17 protein-coding genes and 1 pseudogene are annotated in these 21969 nt (G+C 62.0%); 8 read left to right on the top strand and 10 right to left on the bottom strand.

Annotated elements, in window-relative coordinates; genetic code table 11:
• Positions 1 to 6: 6 nt before the first annotated feature.
• On the top strand, positions 7 to 1359 hold the full coding sequence (locus tag PSAKL28_RS11890; RefSeq protein ID WP_038610434.1) for a GntP family permease: 1353 nt from the start codon (positions 7 to 9) through the stop codon (positions 1357 to 1359).
• A 76-nt stretch (positions 1360 to 1435) separates the two neighbouring features.
• Here PSAKL28_RS11890 and yiaY read toward each other — a convergent pair whose 3' ends face one another.
• From yiaY to PSAKL28_RS11875, 3 genes and pseudogenes are all read right to left on the bottom strand, one after another.
• Positions 1436 to 2584 carry an L-threonine dehydrogenase gene (yiaY, locus tag PSAKL28_RS11885; RefSeq protein ID WP_038610432.1) on the bottom strand — a complete coding sequence of 383 codons (1149 nt, stop codon included), beginning with the start codon at positions 2582 to 2584 and terminating at the stop codon, positions 1436 to 1438.
• An 82-nt stretch (positions 2585 to 2666) separates the two neighbouring features.
• Entirely contained in the window at positions 2667 to 4229 is a 1563-nt protein-coding gene (gene ilvA, locus PSAKL28_RS11880; protein WP_038610430.1) for a threonine ammonia-lyase, biosynthetic, read from the bottom strand.
• 178 nt (positions 4230 to 4407) lie between these two features.
• Positions 4408 to 4641 (bottom strand): annotated as a pseudogene (locus tag PSAKL28_RS11875) (PACE efflux transporter); the annotation flags it as partial.
• Positions 4642 to 4656: 15 nt separating this feature from the next.
• On the opposite strand from PSAKL28_RS11875, the gene PSAKL28_RS11870 reads away from it, so the two are divergent.
• The 3 genes from PSAKL28_RS11870 to PSAKL28_RS11860 all read left to right on the top strand — a co-directional run bounded on the left by PSAKL28_RS11870 (position 4657) and on the right by PSAKL28_RS11860 (position 7524).
• Positions 4657 to 5085, top strand: coding sequence for a LysR substrate-binding domain-containing protein (locus PSAKL28_RS11870; RefSeq protein ID WP_257011884.1), 429 nt, complete (start codon positions 4657 to 4659; stop codon positions 5083 to 5085).
• A gap of 71 nt (positions 5086 to 5156) precedes the next feature.
• The gene (wecB, locus tag PSAKL28_RS11865; RefSeq protein WP_038610428.1) at positions 5157 to 6311 is read left to right on the top strand and encodes a non-hydrolyzing UDP-N-acetylglucosamine 2-epimerase; all 1155 of its coding nucleotides are present in this window, start codon (positions 5157 to 5159) and stop codon (positions 6309 to 6311) included.
• Between the two features lie 97 nt (positions 6312 to 6408).
• Positions 6409 to 7524, top strand: a complete 1116-nt coding sequence (locus PSAKL28_RS11860) for a GGDEF domain-containing protein (protein WP_038610426.1) — start codon at positions 6409 to 6411, stop codon at positions 7522 to 7524.
• Here the strand turns inward: PSAKL28_RS11860 and PSAKL28_RS11855 are convergent.
• Complete coding sequence (locus tag PSAKL28_RS11855) at positions 7499 to 8797, bottom strand: ATP-binding protein (RefSeq protein WP_038610424.1); 1299 nt, start codon at positions 8795 to 8797, stop codon at positions 7499 to 7501. The two genes, PSAKL28_RS11860 and PSAKL28_RS11855, sit on opposite strands and share 26 nt — an antisense overlap.
• A 7-nt stretch (positions 8798 to 8804) precedes the next feature.
• Entirely contained in the window at positions 8805 to 9506 is a 702-nt protein-coding gene (locus PSAKL28_RS11850) for a response regulator (protein ID WP_038610422.1), read from the bottom strand.
• 157 nt (positions 9507 to 9663) lie between these two features.
• Between PSAKL28_RS11850 and PSAKL28_RS11845 the strand changes: the two genes are divergently transcribed.
• The 3 genes from PSAKL28_RS11845 to mobA all read left to right on the top strand — a co-directional run bounded on the left by PSAKL28_RS11845 (position 9664) and on the right by mobA (position 14619).
• Entirely contained in the window at positions 9664 to 10842 is a 1179-nt protein-coding gene (locus tag PSAKL28_RS11845) for an efflux RND transporter periplasmic adaptor subunit (protein ID WP_051939321.1), read from the top strand.
• Between the two features lie 11 nt (positions 10843 to 10853).
• Positions 10854 to 13982, top strand: coding sequence for a multidrug efflux RND transporter permease subunit (locus tag PSAKL28_RS11840; RefSeq protein WP_038610420.1), 3129 nt, complete (start codon positions 10854 to 10856; stop codon positions 13980 to 13982).
• Between the two features lie 61 nt (positions 13983 to 14043).
• Positions 14044 to 14619, top strand: a complete 576-nt coding sequence (gene mobA / locus PSAKL28_RS11835) for a molybdenum cofactor guanylyltransferase MobA (RefSeq protein ID WP_038610418.1) — start codon at positions 14044 to 14046, stop codon at positions 14617 to 14619.
• Between the two features lie 97 nt (positions 14620 to 14716).
• Here mobA and PSAKL28_RS11830 read toward each other — a convergent pair whose 3' ends face one another.
• The 5 genes from PSAKL28_RS11830 to PSAKL28_RS11810 all read right to left on the bottom strand — a co-directional run bounded on the left by PSAKL28_RS11830 (position 14717) and on the right by PSAKL28_RS11810 (position 20082).
• Positions 14717 to 15145: a MarR family winged helix-turn-helix transcriptional regulator gene (locus PSAKL28_RS11830; protein ID WP_038610416.1), complete on the bottom strand. Its 429-nt coding sequence runs from the start codon at positions 15143 to 15145 to the stop codon at positions 14717 to 14719.
• Positions 15146 to 15256: 111 nt separating this feature from the next.
• The gene (gene rpe / locus PSAKL28_RS11825) at positions 15257 to 15940 is read right to left on the bottom strand and encodes a ribulose-phosphate 3-epimerase (RefSeq protein WP_038610413.1); all 684 of its coding nucleotides are present in this window, start codon (positions 15938 to 15940) and stop codon (positions 15257 to 15259) included.
• Positions 15941 to 15952: 12 nt separating this feature from the next.
• Positions 15953 to 16879 carry an alpha/beta fold hydrolase gene (locus PSAKL28_RS11820; protein WP_038610410.1) on the bottom strand — a complete coding sequence of 309 codons (927 nt, stop codon included), beginning with the start codon at positions 16877 to 16879 and terminating at the stop codon, positions 15953 to 15955.
• Between the two features lie 37 nt (positions 16880 to 16916).
• Complete coding sequence (locus tag PSAKL28_RS11815; RefSeq protein WP_051939319.1) at positions 16917 to 18494, bottom strand: class I adenylate-forming enzyme family protein; 1578 nt, start codon at positions 18492 to 18494, stop codon at positions 16917 to 16919.
• Complete coding sequence (locus PSAKL28_RS11810; protein ID WP_038610408.1) at positions 18481 to 20082, bottom strand: phosphopantetheine-binding protein; 1602 nt, start codon at positions 20080 to 20082, stop codon at positions 18481 to 18483. The genes PSAKL28_RS11815 and PSAKL28_RS11810 overlap by 14 nt, the downstream gene beginning before the upstream one ends.
• Positions 20083 to 20531: 449 nt before the next feature.
• Between PSAKL28_RS11810 and ccoN the strand changes: the two genes are divergently transcribed.
• Positions 20532 to 21959 carry a cytochrome-c oxidase, cbb3-type subunit I gene (gene ccoN, locus PSAKL28_RS11805; protein WP_038610405.1) on the top strand — a complete coding sequence of 476 codons (1428 nt, stop codon included), beginning with the start codon at positions 20532 to 20534 and terminating at the stop codon, positions 21957 to 21959.
• The last annotated feature ends 10 nt before the right edge of the window (positions 21960 to 21969 follow it).

Genomic DNA, 21969 nt, shown 5'->3' with positions numbered 1-21969 from the left:
TGAACCATGTTCGGTTTGGCAACTGATACCTACCTGCTGCTCGATGCAGTGGTCACCATCGTCGGCCTGGTGCTGCTGATCACCCACTTCAAGGTCCACCCCTTTGTCGCCCTGACCCTGGCCGCCGGTTTTCTCGGCCTGACCTCGGGCATGCCGGTGGCCAAGGTCATGAAATCCTTCCAGGACGGTTTTGGTGGCGTGCTTGGCTTTGTCGGTATCGTCCTCGCCCTGGGTACCATGCTCGGCAAGCTGATGGCCGACTCTGGCGGCGCCGACCAGATCGCGCAGACGCTGATCCGGGCCTTCGGCAAACAGAAAGTGCACTGGGCAATGATGTTCGCCGCGTTCCTGGTGGGTATTCCGCTGTTCTTCGAAATCGGCTTTGTGCTGCTGATTCCACTGGTGTTCATCGTCGCCCGGCGTTCCGGGGTGTCGCTGATCAAGATCGGTATTCCGCTGCTCGCCGGGCTGTCGGTGGTGCATGGCCTGGTGCCGCCGCATCCGGGGCCGCTGCTGGCCATCGGCATTTTCAATGCCGATATCGGCAAGACCATTTTCTATGGCCTGATCGTCGCCCTGCCCACCGCGATCATTGCCGGTCCGTTGTACGGCAACTTCATCTCCCGCTACATTCCGGGATCGCCGTCCCAGGAGCTGATGGACCAGATCGCCCGCGAATCCGAGCAAAAGAACCTGCCCAGCTTCACCGTGACCCTGATCACCGTGCTGCTGCCAGTGTTCCTGATGCTGCTGAAGACCTTCGCCGATGTGGTGTTGCCGGCTGAACACATCGTGCGCCAATGGATGGACCTGATCGGCCACCCGATCACCGCCCTGCTCGCCGCGCTGCTGCTGGCGTTCTATACCTTTGGTGCCGCCCGGGGCTTCTCGCGTCAGCAGATCATGAAACTGCTCGACCAGAGCCTGGCGCCCACCGCAGCGATCATATTGATTGTCGGCGCCGGGGGTGGTTTCAAGCAGATGCTGGTGGACACCGGGGTAGGTAATGTCATCGGCCAGATGGCCGTGCAGGCGCAGATTTCTCCGATCATGCTGGCCTGGCTGGTGGCGGCAGTGATTCGCATCGCTACCGGGTCGGCGACAGTGGCGACCATTACCGGTGCCGGAATCGTGGCACCGGTGATCGGCATGATGCCGGGGGTCAACCGTGAGCTGCTGGTGCTGGCTACCGGTGCCGGTTCGTTGATTCTGTCGCACGTCAACGACGCCGGTTTCTGGCTGGTGAAACAGTACTTCAACATGACCGTGGCCGAGACCTTCAAAACCTGGAGCATGATGGAGACCATCCTTTCGGTGGTCGGCATCATCTTTATCATGCTGTTGTCTTTGGTGGTCTGAAGGCCTTATCGCGGGGCAAGCCCGCTCCCACAGGTTTGTGATAAACCTGTGGGAGCGGGCTTGCCCCGCGATGCGCTTAAAAGGCAGCCTTGAAGATACCCTCAATCTCCTCCTGACTGGCCACCCGCGGGTTGGTCAGGCCACAGGCATCTTTCAGCGCATTACTGGCCAGGGTCGGCACATCCGCTTCTTTGGCGCCCAACACCGCCAGACCGACCGGAATATCGATGTCCCGCGACAGGCTCTCAATCGCGGCAATCGCCGCATCACTGCCCTGCTCCGCACTCATGCCCGACACCTCCACGCCCATCGCCTTGGCCACATCACGCAAACGCGCGGCGCTGACCTTGGCATTGAAGCGCTGCACATGCGGCAGCAGCACGGCGTTACACACACCATGCGGCAGGTCGTAGAAACCGCCGAGCTGGTGCGCCATGGCGTGCACATAACCCAACGAGGCGTTGTTGAAGGCCATGCCAGCGAGGAACTGCGCATAGGCCATGTTTTCCCGCGCCTGCAAGTCGCTGCCAACGGCCACGGCCTGGCGCAGGTTCTGGCTGATCAGTTCAATGGCCTTGATGGCACAGGCATCGGTAATCGGTGTAGCGGCCGTGGAGACATAGGCCTCGATGGCGTGGGTCAGCGCATCCATACCGGTCGCTGCGGTCAGGCCCTTGGGCATGGCCGCCATCAATGCCGGGTCGTTGACCGACAGCAAAGGCGTGACGTTGCGGTCGACGATGGCCATTTTCACATGGCGCGCCTCGTCGGTGATGATGCAGAAACGGGTCATTTCACTGGCTGTGCCAGCCGTGGTGTTGATGGCAATCAACGGTAACTGTGGCTTGGCCGAGCGGTCGACCCCCTCATAGTCGCTGATCTTGCCGCCGTTGGTCGCACACAGGGCAATGCCCTTGGCGCAGTCATGGGGCGAGCCACCACCGAGGGAAATCACACAATCGCAGCGCTCGCGCTGCAACTGCGCCAGGCCTTGCTCGACGTTGGCGATGCTGGGGTTGGGTTTGGCGCCGTCGAAAATCGACGAGTCGATGTCACGCATCGCCAGCAGTTCGGCAATACGCTCGGCGACCCCGGCCTTGGCCAGACCGGTGTCAGTGACGATCAGCGCCTTGCGCAATCCGTAACCGGCGATGGCGGCCATCGCTTCGTCGAGGCAGTCGATGCCCATGATGTTGACGGCGGGGATGAAGAACGTGCTGCTCATGGCGAAACCCTCGTGCAATATTCCATTGCCTTCAGGATCCGCCTCTATGCCCCGCTACGTGTTGATCTGGGGCAAGCCTTGCTCAGCCGAGGAACAACCGGTAGGCCGGGTTGTCGGTTTCATCCCAGTAGCGATAACCCATGGCATCGAGGGCCGCAGGCAAACCGGCCTGCTCCTCTTCAGGCACCTCCAGCGCTGCGAACACCCGTGCTTCAGCCGCACCGTGGTTGCGGTAATGAAACAGGCTGATGTTCCAGCGTTTGCCCAGACGCTCCAGAAAGCCCAGCAAAGCGCCTGGGCGTTCCGGGAATTCAAAGCGCATCACCCGCTCGTTCGCCCCCGGCCCGGCATGCCCGCCCACCGTGTGGCGTACGTGCAGCTTGGCCAGTTCGTTATCGGTCAGGTCGAGCACGCTGTAGCCCTGGGCACGCAGGCTGGCCAGCAACTGATCACGCGGATCATGCTGCGGGTGAGTCTGCACGCCGACGAACAGCCGCGCTTCCTTGCCCGGGTAATAGCGGTAGTTGAACTCGGTGATCTGGCGTTTGCCCAAGGCCTGGCAGAAGGCGCGGAAACTGCCGGGCTGCTCCGGGATGGTCACGGCAATGATCGCTTCGCGCTGCTCGCCCAGCTCGGCGCGTTCGGCGACATGGCGCAGGCGGTCGAAGTTGACGTTGGCCCCCGAGTCGATCGCCACCAGGGTCTGACCTTGGGCCTGCTCGCGGGCGACGTACTTCTTGATCCCGGCCACCGCCAGGGCGCCGGACGGTTCGGTGATCGAGCGGGTGTCGTCGTAGATATCCTTGATCGCGGCGCACAGCTCATCGTTGCTGACGGTGATCACCTCGTCCACATAGTGTCGGCACAGCTCGAAGCAATGCGCACCGATCTGCGCCACGGCCACCCCTTCGGCAAAACTGCCGACCTGTGCCAACACCACCCGCTCACCGGCCAGCATCGCGGCCTGCAGGCAGTTGGAGTCCTGGGGTTCGACGCCGATCACCTTCACTTCAGGGCGCAGGTATTTGACGTAGGCGGCGATCCCGGCGATCAAGCCGCCGCCCCCCACGGGAACGAAGATCGCATCCAGCGCGCCCGGCTGCTGACGCAGGATCTCCATGGCCACCGTGCCCTGGCCTGCGATCACGTCCGGATCGTCGAAGGGCGGGACAAAGGTCGCGCCCTCGCTGTCGGCGAGTTTCAGCGCATGGGCCAGGGCATGAGGAAAACTGTCGCCATGCAGGACCACTTCACCACCGCGTGAGCGTACCCCGTTGACCTTCAATTCCGGTGTGGTGGTCGGCATGACGATGGTGGCGCGCATGCCCAGTTCACGGGCCGCCAAGGCCACCCCCTGGGCGTGGTTGCCGGCCGAAGCGGTGATCACTCCACGGGCGCGCTGAGCCGGGCTCAGGCGGCTGAGACGGTTATAGGCGCCGCGGATCTTGAACGAGAAAGTCGGTTGCAGGTCTTCACGCTTGAGCAGCACCTGATTGCCCAGGGCCGCGGACAAGGCTGGCGCCAACTGCAGGGGCGTTTCGATTGCCAGGTCGTACACCGGTGCAGCAAGAGTGCGCCGCACATAGTCGGACAGCAGGTTCAGCGACGCGGACGGTGTGCGAGGGCTAACGGCAAGGCTGGTCATCAGTGACTCCTGGTTTTTTAAAGTGCCCAGGAGAGAGAGAAAGAACCCGCCTCCAGGGCGGGTTCGGTGCAAGTGCCAGCTAGCCCGCCAAAACGATAATGGCGGTAATAATGCTTTGCTGAGGCGACTGCAGGAATGTGTTCATGGCGAGAAAACTAGCGCAGGCCGACAGTCAAAGTCAAGCAGGCTCGCGCGCCGACTCAGGCACATCAAATACCCGGTCGAAACCCCACTGAAAGACAAAGGCATAGACAAAGAAGAACAGGAACAGCGCGAGGTTGGTCAACAGTGCTGCCCACAGGCTGATCTGCAACCAGCCGGCGACCACCGGCAGGAGAATCAGCACCAGGCCGCCTTCGAAACCCAAGGCATGCAGGAAGCGCCGCCATAGCGTACGCCGACGCTGCTGCTGGCAGAGTATTTTTCGGTGTACACCCCGCCCGGCTGGCAGGAGCCGCCTGCAGGCCAGCCCTTGTCGCTGCTTGCGGTGCCGTGGGTATCGGTCAGCGAGGTGATCATCGACTGGCCGCGCTGGTGCGCCCTGGCCGGTTGTGAAGACTGGCTGCAGCGCGCACGCTTTCATCACTATGACGACGAGCATTACGCCTTGCAGGCAGCCGCCGCCGGCTATGGCCTGGTGCTCGCGAGCAACGTGCTGGTGGCCGACAGTGTCAGGCAGGGCCTGCTGCAGCCATGGCGCGAAGACGTGCGCCTGGCGGCGGCGCGGTACAGCGCAGTGTGGCTGCCGGGGCGCGAGCGCGAACCGGCGCTGCGGGCTTTTCTCGATTGGCTGGAAAGCATCGCGGGGCAAGCCCGCTCCCACCAAGCTGGTGGGAGCGGGCTTGCCCCGCGATAAGGCCCGACTGGACATCCCAGCCTACGGCTGCTTGTATCTAAACTCTACAAAACCGGAAAAAGCGCACAACAATGGCCTACAAAGTCATGATGGTGTTCGGTACCCGTCCTGAAGCGATCAAGATGGCCCCCTTGGCGCAAATATTGCGGCTGTGGCCGGACATCGAGCTGAACATCTGCTCCACCGGCCAGCACCGGGAGATGCTTCAGCAGGTGCTTCGGGACTTTGGCCTGAGCGTGGATGAAGACCTGCGGGTAATGGCCCAGAACCAGACCCTCAACAGCCTGTCGCAGCAACTGCTGGCACAGCTGGACGCCACCTACGCCCGGATCCAGCCAGATATCGTCCTGGTCCATGGCAGTACCACCACCAGCTTCATCGCCGCCCTCGCCGCTTTCAACCGGCAGATCCCCATCGGTCATGTCGAAGCCGGATTGCGCTCCGGCAATCTCAAGTCGCCCTGGCCCGAAGAAGGCAACCGGCGCCTGACGTCGGTGCTCGCCGACCTGCACTTCCCGCCCACCGCCCGCGCACGCGACAACCTGGTGCGCGAAGGCGTGGCGCCGGAGCAGATCGAGGTCACCGGCAACACCGTCATCGATGCCTTGCTGTGGATGCGCGAACACTTGATCAAGAGCCGCTGGAAGCCGGGCGCAGGCTCCCCGCTGGCGCAGTTGCGCGATGACCAGCGGCTGGTGCTGATCACCGGCCACCGTCGGGAAAACTTCGGCCCGGGTTTCGAGCGTATCTGCCTGGCCCTGGCGGAACTGGCCCTGCGCTACCCGGACGTACAGTTCGTCTACCCGGTGCACCTCAATCCGCAGGTGCAAAAATCGGTGTACCCGCTGCTCTCGCGCCAGGCGAACATGCTCTTGGTACCCCCTCAGGACTACCAGCATTTCGTCTGGCTGATGGACCGCGCCTACCTGATCCTCAGCGACTCCGGCGGCATCCAGGAAGAGGCACCGGCGCTGGGCAAGCCGCTGCTGGTGCTGCGTAAAGTCACTGAGCGGCACTCGGTGCTCGAAGGCGGCACCGTGAAACTGGTGGGCACCCAGACCGAGCGGATCGTCAAGGAAACCAGCTTGCTGCTCGACGACCCTGAAGCCTACAAGCGGATGAGTCGCGTCTTCCTCCCCTATGGCGATGGCCATGCGAGCGAGCGTATCGCCGAACGACTGAACCGCTGGCTTGAAGAAAACCCTCGCGAACGTCCCGAGACATGAAGTTGGCGTTGGTCGATGTTACTCCTGTGTAGCCGGCCTGCTAACCTTGAGCGGCAATGGAAGCACTACAAGAACTCATCGAATACGCAAGGCCGCCATGTACAAGACCATCGAACAACAGGTGCGCAGGAATATCGCACCGCCCGAGCTGCGCCGGGAGTTTCGCCAGCATGACTTCGAAAGTCTGCACTCGTTCTGCCTGCTGATCTTCGGCATCAGCATCGGCATCTGGCTACTGTTCGACCTGATCGTCAGCTACCTCGGCCAGCAGGACTTCACCTGGAAATCGATGGCCTTCATCACGGTCATGGCGACCCTCAGCATCATCCTGGCGTTCACCCGCAAGGCCGGGCATTTCGACCTCCTCAACCTGGTATTCATCGGCGTCATCACCCTGGCCATGCGCCTGGTGATCGAAGGCCTGCCACAGGAACTGCGCCCGGCCTGGCTGATGCTGGGCGCCTCCAGCGTGCTGTATAGCGTGTCGGTACTGCCGGTGAGGCGTTGGTCGTTTTTCGCTGCGCTGGTCATCACCTGGATCAATCTTCACCCCTTTCAGGTACCCGGCTTGCACCTGCTGGATCTGCGCGGCGTGATGTTCATCTGCTACGCCGTGTTCATCAACGGCCTGATCCTCTATACCTACCTGAAAATGCGCCGCGCCAAGCTGTACAACTTCTACATGTCCAAGGTGCTGCTGGACCAGGCCTATGTCGACGCCCTCACCGAGATCCCCAACCGCCGCTCATTCATGGCCAAGGCTCAGACCCACCTGCAGGAAGACGACGAGCAGAGCCGCTACCTGGCGATGGTTGATATCGACAACTTCAAGAAGGTCAACGACCAGTTCGGCCACGACATCGGCGACGTCGTGCTCAAACGTACCGCGGCCAACATCAAGGCCTCGATGACCGAGTTCGAGTACGCACGCCTGGGAGGTGAAGAGTTTGCCATCTACCTCTGGGGCATCAATCAGGCTGACGCCGAGCAGCGCGTCGATGCGCTGTGCCAGCGGGTCCGCGAAGATGCCGCCGAGCACCCGGTCACCATCAGCATTGGCCTGACCCGGATACGCCGCGAAGATAACCTGAGCAATGCCCTGGTGAAGGCGGATGAAGCCCTGTATCAGGCCAAGCATGGCGGCAAGGATCGGTATGTGTTGTGGCGCGAAGCCACAAATCCTCTGCTCAGCCCCGCGGCAGACGAATCCTGAACTGCGCGCCGCCCAACGCCGACTGGCTCACGGTCAATGTTCCACCCTGCCCTTCGATCGCCCGCCGGCTGATCGCCAGCCCCAGGCCAAAGCCACCGGTGGCGCGATCACGGCTGCGATCCAGGCGGTAGAACGGCTGGAAGATCAACTCACGCTGATCCACCGGGATACCGATGCCGTCATCCTCGACAGTCAGCAGGCAGTGACCCTCGGCATCCAGGCTCAGGCGCAGCAACAATTGCCGGTCGCAGTAGCGCATGGCATTGCGCACCAGGTTCTGCAGAGCCCGGGCAGTGAGGCGCGGGTCGAGGATAAAGCGCGGCAGGTTGTCTTCGGCACGCACCTGCCATTCGATACCGCGGCCATCGAGTTCTTCGGCAAAGCTGCCGAGAATGCTGTCGACCAGCTCCAGCAACGACACCTCGACGCGTTCGCGCGCCTGATCGGCGTTCTGCAAGCGGCTGTAGGACAACAGCTCAAGCACCAGTTCGTCCAGCTCACGCACATGCCCGACCAGTTCCAGCAAGCGCTTGCGGCAATGCGGCGGTACTTCGTCGAACAGCAGCACCAGGCCAAAATCAAGGCGGGTCAGCGGTGTGCGCAGTTCATGGGAGACGGCGTTGAGCAGTTCGCGTTGCTGGGTCAGCAACCGCTCGACATCCTGGGCCATGGTGTCGAACACCTCGGCCAGTTCGCCAATGTTCGAGCGCGCCGGAATCTGCGTACGCTCCGACAAGCGCCCCTGGCCCAGGCTCCGGGCGGTTTCCTTGAGGCGCTCGAGGTCACGCCAGTGCGGCCAGACCCACAGCAGCAGGCAGCCGAGCAAGGCGGCAACGATCAGCACCGTGACGCCCCAGGAAATCAGGTTGATATCCAGTGGGTCCGGGGGATTGCGCAGCTCCACCGCCCAGGTTGCGTCCAGAGGTGCCAGGGCCGACTTGTAATAGCCCCAGTCGCCCAGGCGCACGACATTCTCGCCAGCCGCCAGCCGCGCCCGGTCGGCATGCGCCAGGCCGATCTGGTCCTGGCGCCGCAACTCGATTTCCAGCGGAGCGAAGTCCGCCGCAAGTTCACGTTCCACGGCCGGCCAACGCTCGGCCGGGACCTGTTGAAAACGCTCGACAATGAGCTTTTGCACGCCCTTGGCCTGGTTCAGGTTGTAGGCGATGAAGCGCTCATGAAACGCCCCGACAATGGCGTCGGGAATCAGCAACAGGGCACCGGCGTACGCGGCGATGATCACCAGGTACAGGCGAATCAGGATCTTCAGCATACCGGTGTCAGAACTCCCACTCGAGGCGGCTGAACAGATAGCCCTTGCCCCACACGGTCTTGATCTTGCGTGCTTCGCCAGCGCTGTCGTCGAACTTGCGCCGCAGTTTGGAGATAGCCACGTCCACCGAACGGTCGGTGCCATTGAATTCGATGCCGCGCAGCTGTTGCAGGATGCGGTCGCGGCTGAGCACCACGCCGGCATTGCGCGCCAGTACCACCAGCAGGTTGTACTCACCGCTTGACAGTTCCACCCATTGCTCGCGCCAGAACACATTACGTTCGGCCAGGTCGATGCGCAGGCCGCCGACCACGATCAGATCGGTTTCCAGGCGCGGCTCATTGATGCTGCTGCGGCGCAGCAAGGTCCGCACCCGGGCCAGCAGCACCCGTGGTTCGCAGGGTTTGGTGACGTAGTCGTCAGCGCCCATCTCCAGCCCGAGCACCTGATCATGACTGTCGTCACGGGCGGTGAGCATGAGGATCGGCAACGACTGCGACTCGGCGCGCAGCAGGCGGCAGACCTGCAGGCCATCAAGGCCCGGCAGCATCAGGTCGAGAATCACCAGGTCCGGTTTGATGCGGCGAGCCTCGGCCAGCACGTGATCACCACGGGCAATCACCGTGACGCAGAAATCATTGCGTTGCAGGTAGCTGGCGATCAATTCGGACAAGGCGCAGTCGTCTTCGACCAGAAGGATATTCGGCATGGCTAGTTTGACAGGCTGGGAAAGTCAGGCAAGGATATAGGACCTTGTGCGCAGCCAGCGCAACCCTTCACACTTTTTCACACTCGGCCTACACAGCTTAACAGTTGGACGTTGGCCTCCTGCCTTAGCATTGCCGGGTCATTTATGGAAGATCCGCATGTTCAGTTCAAGCCCCGTCCGTCTGTGCGCCCTGCTACCGCTGTTTGCCATCGTGCTGTCCCTGAGCGCGTGCGATGACAGCGCCGTCGATAGCGAGCAGGCACCACCCAGCACCGTCAGCATCGAGACGGTGAAAATCCAGCCCCTGGCCATCAGCACCGAGCTCAATGGCCGTATCCTCGCCCCGCGCACCGCCGAGGTCCGCGCCCGTGTGGCCGGCGTGGTGCTCAAGCGCGTGTACCGTGAGGGCAGCGACGTCAAACAGGGCGACGTGCTGTTCCGCATCGACCCGGCGCCGTTCCAGGCGGATTACGACAGCGCCCGCGCGACCCTGGCCAAGGCCGAGGCCACCCGCTACCAGGCGCGCCTGCAGGATCAGCGCTACCGCGAACTGATCACCATCAACGCCGTCAGCCGCCAGGACCACGACAACGCCCGCGCCGCGCTGATGCAGGCCGATGCCGCCGTCGCCGAAGCCAAGGCCGCGCTGGAACGGGCGAAGCTGAACCTGGGTTACGCCACCGTCACCGCGCCGATTTCCGGGCGCATCGGCCGCGCCCTGGTAACCGAGGGTGCACTGGTCGGCCAGAACGAGAGCACGCCGCTGGCAACCATCCAGCAACTGGACCCGATCCATGCCGATGTCACCCAGTCGACTCGCGAACTCACTGCTCTGCGCCGTGCCTTGCGTGCCGGTGAGCTGCAACAGGTCGGTCAGGATCAGGCCGGCGCCACCTTGATCCAGGACGACGGCACGCCCTACCCGTTGCCGGGCAAGCTGCTGTTCTCCGACATCAGTGTCGACCCGAGCACCGGGCAGATCACCTTGCGCAGCGAGTTCCCCAACCCCGACCTCGACCTGCTGCCGGGCAGTTTCATTCGCGTACGCCTGGAACAAGCGATCAAACAGCAAGGCATCAGCGTGCCGCAGCGCGCCATCCTGCGGGACAGCGCCGGCAATCCGCGGGTGTTACTGGTCGATGCCCAGCAGCGCATCAGCGAGCGCCCGGTGGTGCTCGGCGGCGTGCAACACGACCGCTGGATCGTCAGCGCCGGCCTGGCCCCCGGTGACCGGGTGGTGGTCGAAGGCCTGCAGCACGTCAATCCAGGCGACCAGGTACAGGTCGACAACGCGGGCAAGGACGCCCCTTCCATCGTTCAGACCACCGGCCAGTGAGGGCCTGATTCATGCCGCAGTTTTTCATTGATCGCCCGGTATTCGCCTGGGTGGTCGCGCTGTTCATCCTGCTGGCCGGTGCCCTGGCGATTCCGCAGTTGCCGGTCGCCCAGTACCCCGACGTGGCGCCACCGCAGGTAGAAATCTATGCCGTCTATCCGGGTGCTTCGGCGCAGACCATCGACGAAAGCGTGGTCAGCCTGATCGAAGAGGAGCTCAACGGCGCCGACAACCTGCTCTACTTCAGCTCGCAAAGCAGCCTGGGCAGCGCCACCATTACCGCCACCTTCGAACCGGGCACCAACCCGGACCTGGCCCAGGTCGATGTGCAGAACCGCCTGAAAGTGGTCGAGTCGCGCCTGCCACGGCCGGTTACCCAGCAGGGCCTGCAGGTGGAAAAGGTGTCCACCGGCTTCCTGTTGCTGGTGACCCTCACCGCCGAGGACGGCAGTCTCGATGAAGTGACCTTGAGCGATTTTCTGGCGCGCAACGTGATGAACGAGATCCGCCGCCTCAAGGGCGTCGGCAAGGCCCAGCTGTATGGCTCGGAACGGGCCATGCGGATCTGGCTCGACCCGCAGAAGCTGATCGGTTTCAACCTCACCCCGGATGATGTCAACGAGGCGATTGCCGCCCAGAACGCCCAGGTCGCGCCAGGCAGCATCGGCGATCTGCCCACCACCGGCAGCCAGGAAATCACCGCCAACGTGGTGATCAAGGGCCAACTGAGTACGGTGCAGGAGTTCGAAGACATTGTCTTGCGTGCCAATCCGGACGGTTCGCGCTTGACCATTGGCGATGTCGCCCGGGTCGAGATCGGCAGCCAGGAGTATCAATACGGTACCCGCCTGAACGGCAAGCCCACCAGTGCCTTCAGCGTGCAACTGTCGCCCGGCGCCAACGCCATGGAAACCGCGACCCTGGTGCAGGGCAAGCTTGCCGAGCTGTCGCGTTACCTGCCAGCGGGCGCCAAGTTTGATATCCCTTATGACACCTCGCCGTTCGTCAAGGTGTCGATCCAGCAAGTGATCACTACTCTGCTCGAAGCCATGGCCCTGGTGTTTGCAGTGATGTTCCTGTTCCTGCAGAACATCCGCTATACCCTGATCCCGACCCTGGTGGTGCCGGTGGCGCTGATGGGCACCTTCGCGGTGATGATGCTGCTGGGCTTCTCGGTCAACGTGCTGACCCTGTTCGGCATGGTCCTGGCCATCGGCATCCTGGTGGACGACGCCATTGTCGTGGTGGAGAACGTCGAGCGGATCATGAGCGAAGAAGGCCTGGCGCCGCGCGAAGCGACGAAAAAAGCCATGGGCCAGATCAGCGGCGCGATTGTCGGCATTACCCTGGTGCTGGTGGCGGTGTTCCTGCCCATGGCCTTCATGAGCGGCTCGGTGGGAGTTATCTACCAGCAGTTTTCGGTGTCGATGGCGGTGTCGATCCTGTTCTCGGCGTTCCTCGCCCTGAGCCTGACCCCGGCCCTGTGCGCCACGCTGCTCAAACCCATCGCCAAGGGCGAGCACCACGAAAAACGCGGGTTCTTTGGCTGGTTCAACCGTCGCTTCGAAAACCTCAGCAATGGCTACCAGCGTTGGGTGATCCTGGCCCTCAAGCGCAGCGGCCGCTATCTGATGGTGTACCTGGTGCTGGTGGCGGGCCTGGTCTACGGCTTCAGCCAGTTGCCCTCCTCGTTCCTGCCCACCGAAGACCAGGGCTATACCATCACCGACATCCAGCTGCCGCCAGGCGCCAGCCGGGCGCGTACCGAAGCGGTGGCGGCGCAGATCGAGGCGCACAACGCCACAGAACCAGGAGTTGGCAACAGCACGCTGATTCTCGGCTTCAGCTTCTCCGGCAACGGTCAGAACGCGGCGCTGGGCTTTACCACGCTCAAGGACTGGTCCGAGCGCGGTGCCGACGACAGTGCCCAGTCGATTGCCGACCGCGCCAATGCGGCCTTCAGCCAGCTCAAGGACGCCATTGCCTATTCCGTGCTACCACCACCGGTGGACGGCCTGGGTACCTCCAGCGGTTTCGAGTTCCGCCTGCAGGACCGTGGCGGCCTCGGCCATGCGGCGCTGATGGCGGCACGCGACCAGCTGCTGGCCAATGCCGAAAAGAGCCCGGTGCTGGTCAACGTGCGTGAAAGCGCCCTGGCCGAAAGCCCGCAGGTTCAGCTCGAAGTCGACCGCAAGCAGGCCAACGCCCTGGGCGTGTCCTTTGCCGATATCGGCAATGTGCTCAATACCGCAGTGGGCTCCAATTACGTCAATGACTTCCCCAACCAGGGGCGCATGCAGCGCGTGGTGGTGCAAGCCGAAGGCGACCAGCGCGCCCAGGTCGAAGATCTGCTGAAGATTCATGTGCGCAACAACAGCGGCAAGATGGTCCCACTGTCCGCCTTTGTCCAGGCCAAGTGGATCACCGGCCCGGTACAACTGACGCGCTACAACGGTTACCCGGCGATTGCGGTGTCGGGTGAACCGGCACCGGGCTTCAGCTCGGGCCAGGCGATGGACGAGATCCAGCGCCTGGTCGATCAGTTGCCGCTGGGAATGGGCCTGGAGTGGACCGGGCTGTCGCTGCAGGAACGCTTGTCTGGCGCCCAGGCGCCGATGCTCATGGCACTGTCGCTGGTGGTGGTGTTCCTGTGCCTGGCGGCGCTGTATGAAAGCTGGTCGATTCCGACCTCGGTACTGCTGGTGGTGCCATTGGGTGTGCTCGGTGCGGTGATAGCCGTAAGCTTGCGCGGCATGCCTAACGACGTGTTCTTCAAAGTCGGCTTGATCACCCTGATCGGCCTGTCGGCAAAGAACGCCATCCTGATCATCGAGTTTGCCAAGAGCCTGGTCGATGACGGCCATGACTTGGTGGAAGCAACGGTACAGGCAGCGCGCCTGCGCCTGCGGCCGATTGTCATGACTTCGCTGGCGTTCATCCTCGGCGTAGTACCGCTGGCGATTGCCAGCGGCGCCAGCTCGGCCAGCCAGCAAGCGATCGGCACCGGGGTGATCGGCGGCATGCTCAGTGCCACGCTGGCGGTGGTGTTCGTGCCGGTGTTCTTCGTCGTGGTCATGCGCCTGACCGGCAAGCGCCGGACGCCGGCACAACAGCCACAGGCCGCGCTCGAAGAGCACTGATCTGGACAGTTGACGGCGTGCATGGGAAGGTAAGCGGCTGACACTGCCAGGAACCCTACCCATGCCCGCCGCCACTCCCCCCTGCTCCATTCTTCTGCTGGCCGGCGGTCGCGGCCAGCGCATGGGCGGCCAGGACAAGGGCCTGCTGCCCTGGCAGGGCAAGCCACTGATTGCCCATATCCAGGCGGTCGTGCGGCCACTGACCGATGACCTGATCATTTCCTGCAACCGCAACCAGGACCAGTACAGGCCCTTTGCCGATCAACTGGTCAGTGACGCCCAGACCGACTTCCCCGGGCCGCTGGCCGGCGTGCTGGCGGGGCTTGCAGTGGCACGCCATCCCTGGATGCTGGTGCTGGCTTGTGATGCCCCATTGATCGACAGCGCGCTGATTGTTGATCTGCTCAGCCAGGCCAATGACCAGGGGCAACCGGCAATGATTCGCCAGGGAGGCTACTGGCAGCCAATGTTCAGCCTGATTCCCTGCACCTTGCGCGATGACCTTGAACAGGCCTGGCAACAGGGGGATCGAGGGATTCAGCGGGCGCTGCTCAAGCATCCGGTGCGGGCGCTGGAATACCCGGAGGATGATCGGCGCTTGAGCAACTTCAATACCCCGGAGTTTCTCCAGGGCTGAATTGGCTCTGTGGGAGCGGGCTTGCCCCGCGATTGTGCTTTACCGGCCCCATCGCATCGCGGGGCAAGCCCGCTCCCACAGGATTAATCATCCTGCGTCAGCGCAACCGCGAACGAATCCGCTGGCACACGCTCAGCACCTGCTGCACTTCGCTCTCCCCAAGGTCGATCTTGCAGGCCATGTTATTGAACACCTGGGCCGCTTCGGCCTTGAGTTCACGGCCCTTGTCCGTCAGCAGCAGGTTGCGCCGACGGCGATCGTTCGGGTCGAGGTACACGGTGATAAAACCGTTATCGGCCAGGCGTTTGACAATAGGCGTCAAGGTACCCAGGTCGAACAGGGTCAATTCACTCAAGGCGCTGATCGACACATCGTCCTTACCCCACAATCCGGCCATCACCAGCAATTGCGGATAGGTAATGCCACGCTTTTTCAATGGCTCGGCATAATCGCGAACCATGGCGTTGGCGGTCGAGTACAGCGAGAAGCACAGCATCTTGTCGAAGTCGAAGGTCGGGTCAAGCATGCCCACCTCCCTTGACCCGACTGAACGCCTGCAAGGTGATTTCGGTATTGTTATGCAAGGACAGGTAACTCATGCTGGATTCGCGAGAATCGTGGGTAAGTCCGCTTATTATCAGGTGCGGTTGGTCACAGCGTCAGCAATCTGGCGACGCAAGGCCGAGATCGTTTCGCGGTAGTCGTGCTGGGCGAAGATTGCCGTGCCGGCGACGAACATGTCCGCGCCTGCCGCGGCAACCTGACCGATGGTCTCCAGATTAACGCCGCCGTCCACTTCCAGGCGGATGTTGCGGCCACTGTCATCAATCAGCTTGCGCGCTGCGGCAATCTTGGGCAACACCTGGGGGATGAAACGCTGGCCGCCAAAGCCCGGGTTGACCGACATCAGCAGGATCAGGTCAAGCCGGTCAAGCACGTACTGGGCAGCGTCCAGGGTACTGGCCGGGTTGAACACCAGGCCCGCCTTGCAACCCAGGTCCTTGATCAGTTGCACGGAACGGTCCAGATGCAGGGTTGCCTCGGGATGAATCGAAATGTAATCGGCGCCTGCATCGGCGAAGGCCTGGATCATGCCGTCCACCGGCGTCACCATCAAGTGCACATCAATCGGCGCGGTAATACCGTGACTGCGCAAGGCCTTGCAGAACTGCGGGCCCATGGTCAGGTTGGGCACATAGTGGTTATCCATGACATCGATATGGATGACATCGGCACCAGCGGCCAGCACCTGCTCGGCCTCCTCTCCCAGCCGGGCGAAATCGGCCGCCAGAATCGACGGAGCAATCCAGAAATCTTTCACACACGTACTCCATTACTCATTGACTAATCGTTGCCGCGGTCCCGAATCACCCAGCCCCAGCGCTGCATTGAGCTGTTCGATCAGCGCAGGCGTGGGGGCATCCAGGTGAAAATGATGACCGCCGTCGTGCCAGTGCACACGGGTATCCGCAGGCATGGCGTTTTTTCGTTTGTCGAAGGCATTACCCGTGAACAGCCCCTGGCGTCCGAGCAGCACATGCAAAGGGCAACTGATCTGCTGCAGGAACTCACAAGCCTGACGTTCGGTCAGTTGCAGCGGTTCGGGGAGCACCAGGCGCGGGTCATGGCGCCAGCGAAAGCCATGCCCCAGATTGAGCAGATCACGCAGGGCCAGCAAGCGTGCCCCTTCGGCACAGAGGCTGCCGTCGATACTGTTACGCCGCTCATTGATGGCGGCCTCCAGGCTGCTGAACTGAGCCTCTTCAGGCCCGCTGAAGCCGTGCAGGCGGGTGCGCAACGCCAACCGCAACAAGCGTTGCGCCTTGCGCATGTGCTCGACGGTGTTGCCGTCGTCCACGGTAAACGGTGCGCCCATGCCATCGATAAACACCATGCTGTCGATACCCCGGCTCATCGCCGCAAGAATCGACGCCACGCCAGTGCCCATGGAATGACCGAGTACCGAAAAACGCTTCCAGCCCAGGCAATCGACCAGGGCGTTCATATCGTCGGCGTGTTCCCACAGGTAGTAACCGCTGTCGGCCCGGCGATGTTGAGAGCGTCCGTGCCCGGCCAGATCCGGGGCAACCACAAAGCAATCGCGCAGCAACGGCGCGATGCGCTCGAAGGAGGCGGCATTGTCCAGCCAGCCGTGCAGGGCAAGCACCGGGTGCCCGCGTTCATTACCCCAGGTACGCAAGGCAAAGTGGTTGCCATTGACGTCCAGCGATTGGTCGCGACCGCTGTGGCCCGGACTCATGGGTGGCTCTCCCTGTGGGGCCGCCGTGTACCGGCTTTCATCCGGCCACCAGCGGCTGTGTAGTGCGTGCCGAGCGCTGTAACTGCAGCAGGTCGATCTTGCCGTTGGCGGTGCGTGGCAGGCTGCTCTCGATGCTGATCGATAACGGCACCTTGTACGCCTCCAGGCCATGACGGCAATGTTCAAGCAGCTGCTCGGCGCTGAGGTTGACACCTTGCCCCAAGGTAATGAACGCACACAGTCCCTCGCCGACCGAGGCGTGTTCGACACCGACCACGGCAGCGGCTTCCACACCGTCGATGGCGTAGAGAAAGCCCTCCACTTCACTGGGGCTGACCTTCATGCCCCGCGACTTGATCATATGGTCCATGCGGCCGCGAAAATACAAATAACCGTCCTCGTCGAGGCTGCAGTAGTCGCCGGTATACAGCACGCTTTCCCCCGGATAGCGCCCAGGCTTGAGCTTGAGCGCGGTGGCTACCGGGTTGCGCCAATAGCCGGCCATGACCGTGGCGCCGCGAATCACCAGTTGTCCGACCTGATGAGGCTGATCGATACGCTGGTCCTGCTCATCCACCAGCCATAACTCGGTGTTGGGAATGGCAATGCCGACACTGCCCGGTTTGCTGTCGATGTCTTCAGGTGGCAGGTAGGTGCAGCGCTTGCACTCGGTCAGGCCATACATCGAGAAAATCAGCGCCTGGGGAAACAGCGCCTTCATCTGGGCGATATGCGGCGCCTTGAGCGCGGCGCCAGTGTTGGTGACCATGCGCACATCGGCAAACACCGCCTCGCGCTTGCGCGCGTACTCATGCAGCAGCGTCAGCATGGTCGGCACGAACGGGATCACCGTCACCTGGTACTGGCGGATCTTCCTGATCAGGAAAATCGGCCAGGTGAATTCCTTTTCCAACACCAGGGTAGACCCGGCACTGATGGCCATGATCATCTGGTACAGGCCGTAGTCGAACGACAGCGGCAGCGAGCAAAGCACCTTGTCGGTGTCGTTGTACCCCAGGTAAGTGTGCAATGAGGTCAGCGCTGCGAGCATGTTGCGATGGGTCAGCATCACGCCTTTGGGCGCACCGGTGGAGCCTGAGGTGTAGATGATTGCCGCCAGGTCGAGGTCGAGGTTGCCACACGGCAACGGCTCGCCGCCGCCCTGCCCGAGCAGGCTTTCAAAGGTCTGGGCCACGGTCGAACCGGCTTCGCCATCGAGCAGTACGATCAGCTTGAGATGCGCGAGGTCGGCGATGCTCGCCGGCAGGCTGGCGATTTTCTCGGTGGTGGTGATCAACACCGAGGCCTCGGCATCGCGAACGATGTAGTCAAGGCAGTCGGCTGCGGTATCCAGGCCGACATTGACCACTACGCCACCGGCCTTGAGGATCCCCCAGAAGGCACATACCGTTTCGACGCGGTTGCCCAGGCACACCACCACCCGCTCCTGGCGCTGCAGGCCATTGACCTGCAAGCCTGCCGCCAGGCGCGCGCTGGCTTCGTCCAGCTGCGCATAGGTGTAGGTTTCATCGGCATAGATGATCGCAGCTTTGTCCGGATGCAAACCGTTGCGGGTTTCCAGCACATCCTGCAGAAGGACTTCACGCACGCTCATGCTGCACCTCGACAACGCCCAGCGGGCGCCCCACCGAGCGGGTCTGTCGATGAGCATCGATGTAACCGGCCAGGGTCGCCACGGTATTGAAATGCCCCGGAACAATGGTGTCCGGGTTGACGAAAAAGCCTTCGATATCGTCCTCCAGGCTGATCAGCAGCTCCATGGAGGTCAATGAGTCCAGCCCCAGGTCATCACGCAAGTGAGAGTCGGCCGTGATGATCGTGCCTTCCGGCAACTTCAGTACCACGCGCAGGATGTCGCTGAGCTGACGCTGGGTAGCAAGCTGGATTTCAGCAGCAGGTTCGGCTGCGGCGGCTGTACCGAGCATCGCTTCAAGCGGCACATCGGCATGACTGTCGCGAATGTCCACGGCCGTCTGCCGAGCCCTGGCGAGAAACAGCTGGTTGTTGCTGACCACCACTTCGGCCGGGTGACCATGACTGTGGAACAGGGTCGGCGAGGCCGAAGGGCCATACGCACCTGAGGCGGTCACGGCCAGAACATCGCCTTCGTGCAGGGTTTCCAGGCGCACATCGCGCCCGAGCAGGTCATCGGGACTACAGAGCGGTCCGGAGATATGGTATTCGCGCAGCGGCGCACCGTTATTGCCGGTGGCCTTGATGATGCGGAAGTTGCGCTTGAGCACCTGACCACTGCCCGCTGCCGCACCATGGCAGTTGGTGCCACCATCGGTGACGGCAAAGGTCTTGCCGTGGTTTTCCTTGATATTGTCGACCGTGACCAGCAAGGCACCGCACTTGCCGGCAATGAAGCGCCCCGACTCAAGGATGATGCGCGTACGCGGGAATTGCTGGTGGAAATCATTGAACAGCGGCGCAAGCAACTGTTTGAGCTGGGTGGTATCGAGCTCTGTTTCGTTTTCGTAGTACTTGATACCCAGGCCGCCACCCACATCGACCATGCGCATGTCCAGTTTGTGGCGTTCAGACAAGGTGCGGAACAAGCCGAGAATGTACGCGGCGTTATCGTAGACCGATTGCGCATCAAGGATCTTGGTGCCGTTATAGACGTGAATACCCTTGATCTTGATGTTGGGCAGCGCCAGGTACTCGGCGAAGTTGGCCACTGCGGTGTCTTCCTGGATACCGAAGTGAGTAGGTCGCCCGCCCATCTTCCAGGGTGAGCCGGCAGCCGAGAAATTCGGATTGATGCGAATCGCAACCGGTGCGTCGCAGCCCAGCTCCCCAGCCAGGGCAGACAACTTGCGCAACTCGCTTTCCGATTCGACGACGATGGCGAACACCCCGACTTCGAGGGCACGGCGATGCTCTTCAGGCTTCTTGTAGGGGCCTAGCAAAATAATGTCCTGCGGTGCCACCCCTGCCTTCAGGGCAATTTCCAGTTCGCCCAGCGAGCAGACCTCAGTGTTACCACCGTATGACCGGATCAGTTTTACCAGGGACAGGTTGGGATTGACCTTCAACGCATAGAAGATATCCACGCAGTCCGGCAATGCGTCACGCAACTCGTTGAAACTGCTGCGCAGCACCGCTTCATCGTAGAGGTAGGTCGGTGTCCCGAACGTCGCTTTTGCCTGGATGACGAGTTCCTTGGAAAGCTTCATCTGTTGCTCCCATCGTTCTTATAGTGTCCCGCTCTGGCGGCGGTGCTGGCCCCGGCGTGTAAGCACCGTCGCACACGCTCGATGGCGGATTGGCTTCATTATTGATTGCGCATCACTGACACGATCTTGCGGTCAAGCTTAAAACTTTGCGCGCAAAGTTTATAGAAATTTTGAGGGCGCCCTGAAGGTGATGTCAAGGTAATTCCACTGGCACAGGTATGCGGTAGAAAGCCACGGTATTCTGGGGATTTTCGTACAGAACAGGGATAAATCGTCGCACCTTGTACATATCAGAGAGGATTATCCCCAGTAAATACGGGGCTTTTATCTGATCCGGTGTTATGCCCAGTTTCTGAGTCTGTTTTGAATATCGGCAGGTTCCTACAGTCTGCGCCGGTGTCCTGCCCTTTTCGGCAGGACGAGCCTTACAGGAACTGTGGAAACTAGCCATGAGCACACATCAACAGGCCCAGGCCTATAACTACAAGGTGGTCCGGCAATTCGTCATCATGACGGTGTTCTGGGGCATCGTCGGCATGGCGATGGGCGTATGGATCGCCTCGCAGCTGGTCTGGCCGGAACTCAATCTTGAACTGCCCTGGACCAGCTTCGGTCGCTTGCGCCCCCTGCACACCAGCCTGGTGATCTTCGGTTTTGCCGGCAGCGCCCAATTTGCCGCCAGTTACTACGCGGTCCAGCGCACCTGCCAGGTGCGCCTGTACAGCGACAAGCTGGCAGCCTTCACCTTCTGGGGCTGGCAGGCGACCATCGTCATCATGCTGATCAGCCTGCCGCTGGGCCTGACCACCACCAAGGAATACGCCGAGATCGAGTTCACCGGTGCAGTGTGGATGGCAATCGTCTGGGTCGCTTATGGCGTCGTGTTCTTTGCCACCCTGTTGCGCCGCAAGGCCAAGCACATCTATGTCGGCAACTGGTTCTTCGGTGCCTTCATCGTGGTGATCGCCATGCTGCACGTGGTCAATCACCTGTCGATTCCGGTCAGCTGGTTCAAGTCCTACCCGGTCTATTCCGGCGCCACCGACGCGATGGTTCAGTGGTGGTACGGCCATAACGCCGTGGGCTTCTTCCTGACCACAGGCTTCCTCGGCATGATGTATTACTTCGTGCCCAAGCAGGTTGGCCGGCCGGTGTACTCCTATCGCCTGTCGATCGTGCACTTCTGGGCGCTGATCACCCTGTACATCTGGGCAGGTCCCCACCACCTGCACTACACCGCCCTGCCCGACTGGGCGCAATCGCTGGGCATGGCCATGTCGCTGATCCTCCTGGCGCCAAGCTGGGGCGGCATGATCAACGGCATGATGACCCTCTCGGGCGCCTGGCATAAGCTGCGCAGCGACCCGATCCTGCGCTTCCTGGTGGTCTCGCTGGCGTTCTACGGCATGTCGACCTTCGAAGGTCCGATGATGGCGATCAAGACCGTCAACGCCTTGTCGCACTACACCGACTGGACCATCGGCCACGTCCATGCCGGCGCCCTGGGCTGGGTGGCGATGATCACCTTCGGATCGCTCTATCACATGATCCCGAAAGTCTTCGGCCGCGAGCAGATGCACAGCATCGGCCTGATCAACGCGCACTTCTGGCTGGCGACCATCGGCACCGTGCTGTACATCGCCTCGATGTGGGTCAACGGTATCGCCCAGGGCCTGATGTGGCGCGCCACCAACGAAGACGGCACCCTCACCTACTCCTTTGTCGAGGCGCTGGTGGCCAGCCATCCGGGCTTCCTGGTGCGCTTCATCGGTGGGGTGCTGTTCCTCACGGGCATGCTGCTGATGGCTTACAACACCTGGCGCACGGTGCGTGTGGCAGATGAAAAGCTGGCGTTGTCCAACGCCCAGATGGTCTGAGGAGAACCCC

Origin of the sequence: Pseudomonas alkylphenolica (assembly GCF_000746525.1) — a bacterium.
Classification (GTDB): domain Bacteria; phylum Pseudomonadota; class Gammaproteobacteria; order Pseudomonadales; family Pseudomonadaceae; genus Aquipseudomonas; species Aquipseudomonas alkylphenolica.
Note: the sequence above shows the minus strand (reverse complement) of the source record. Positions and strands in the feature narration are given on the sequence as shown.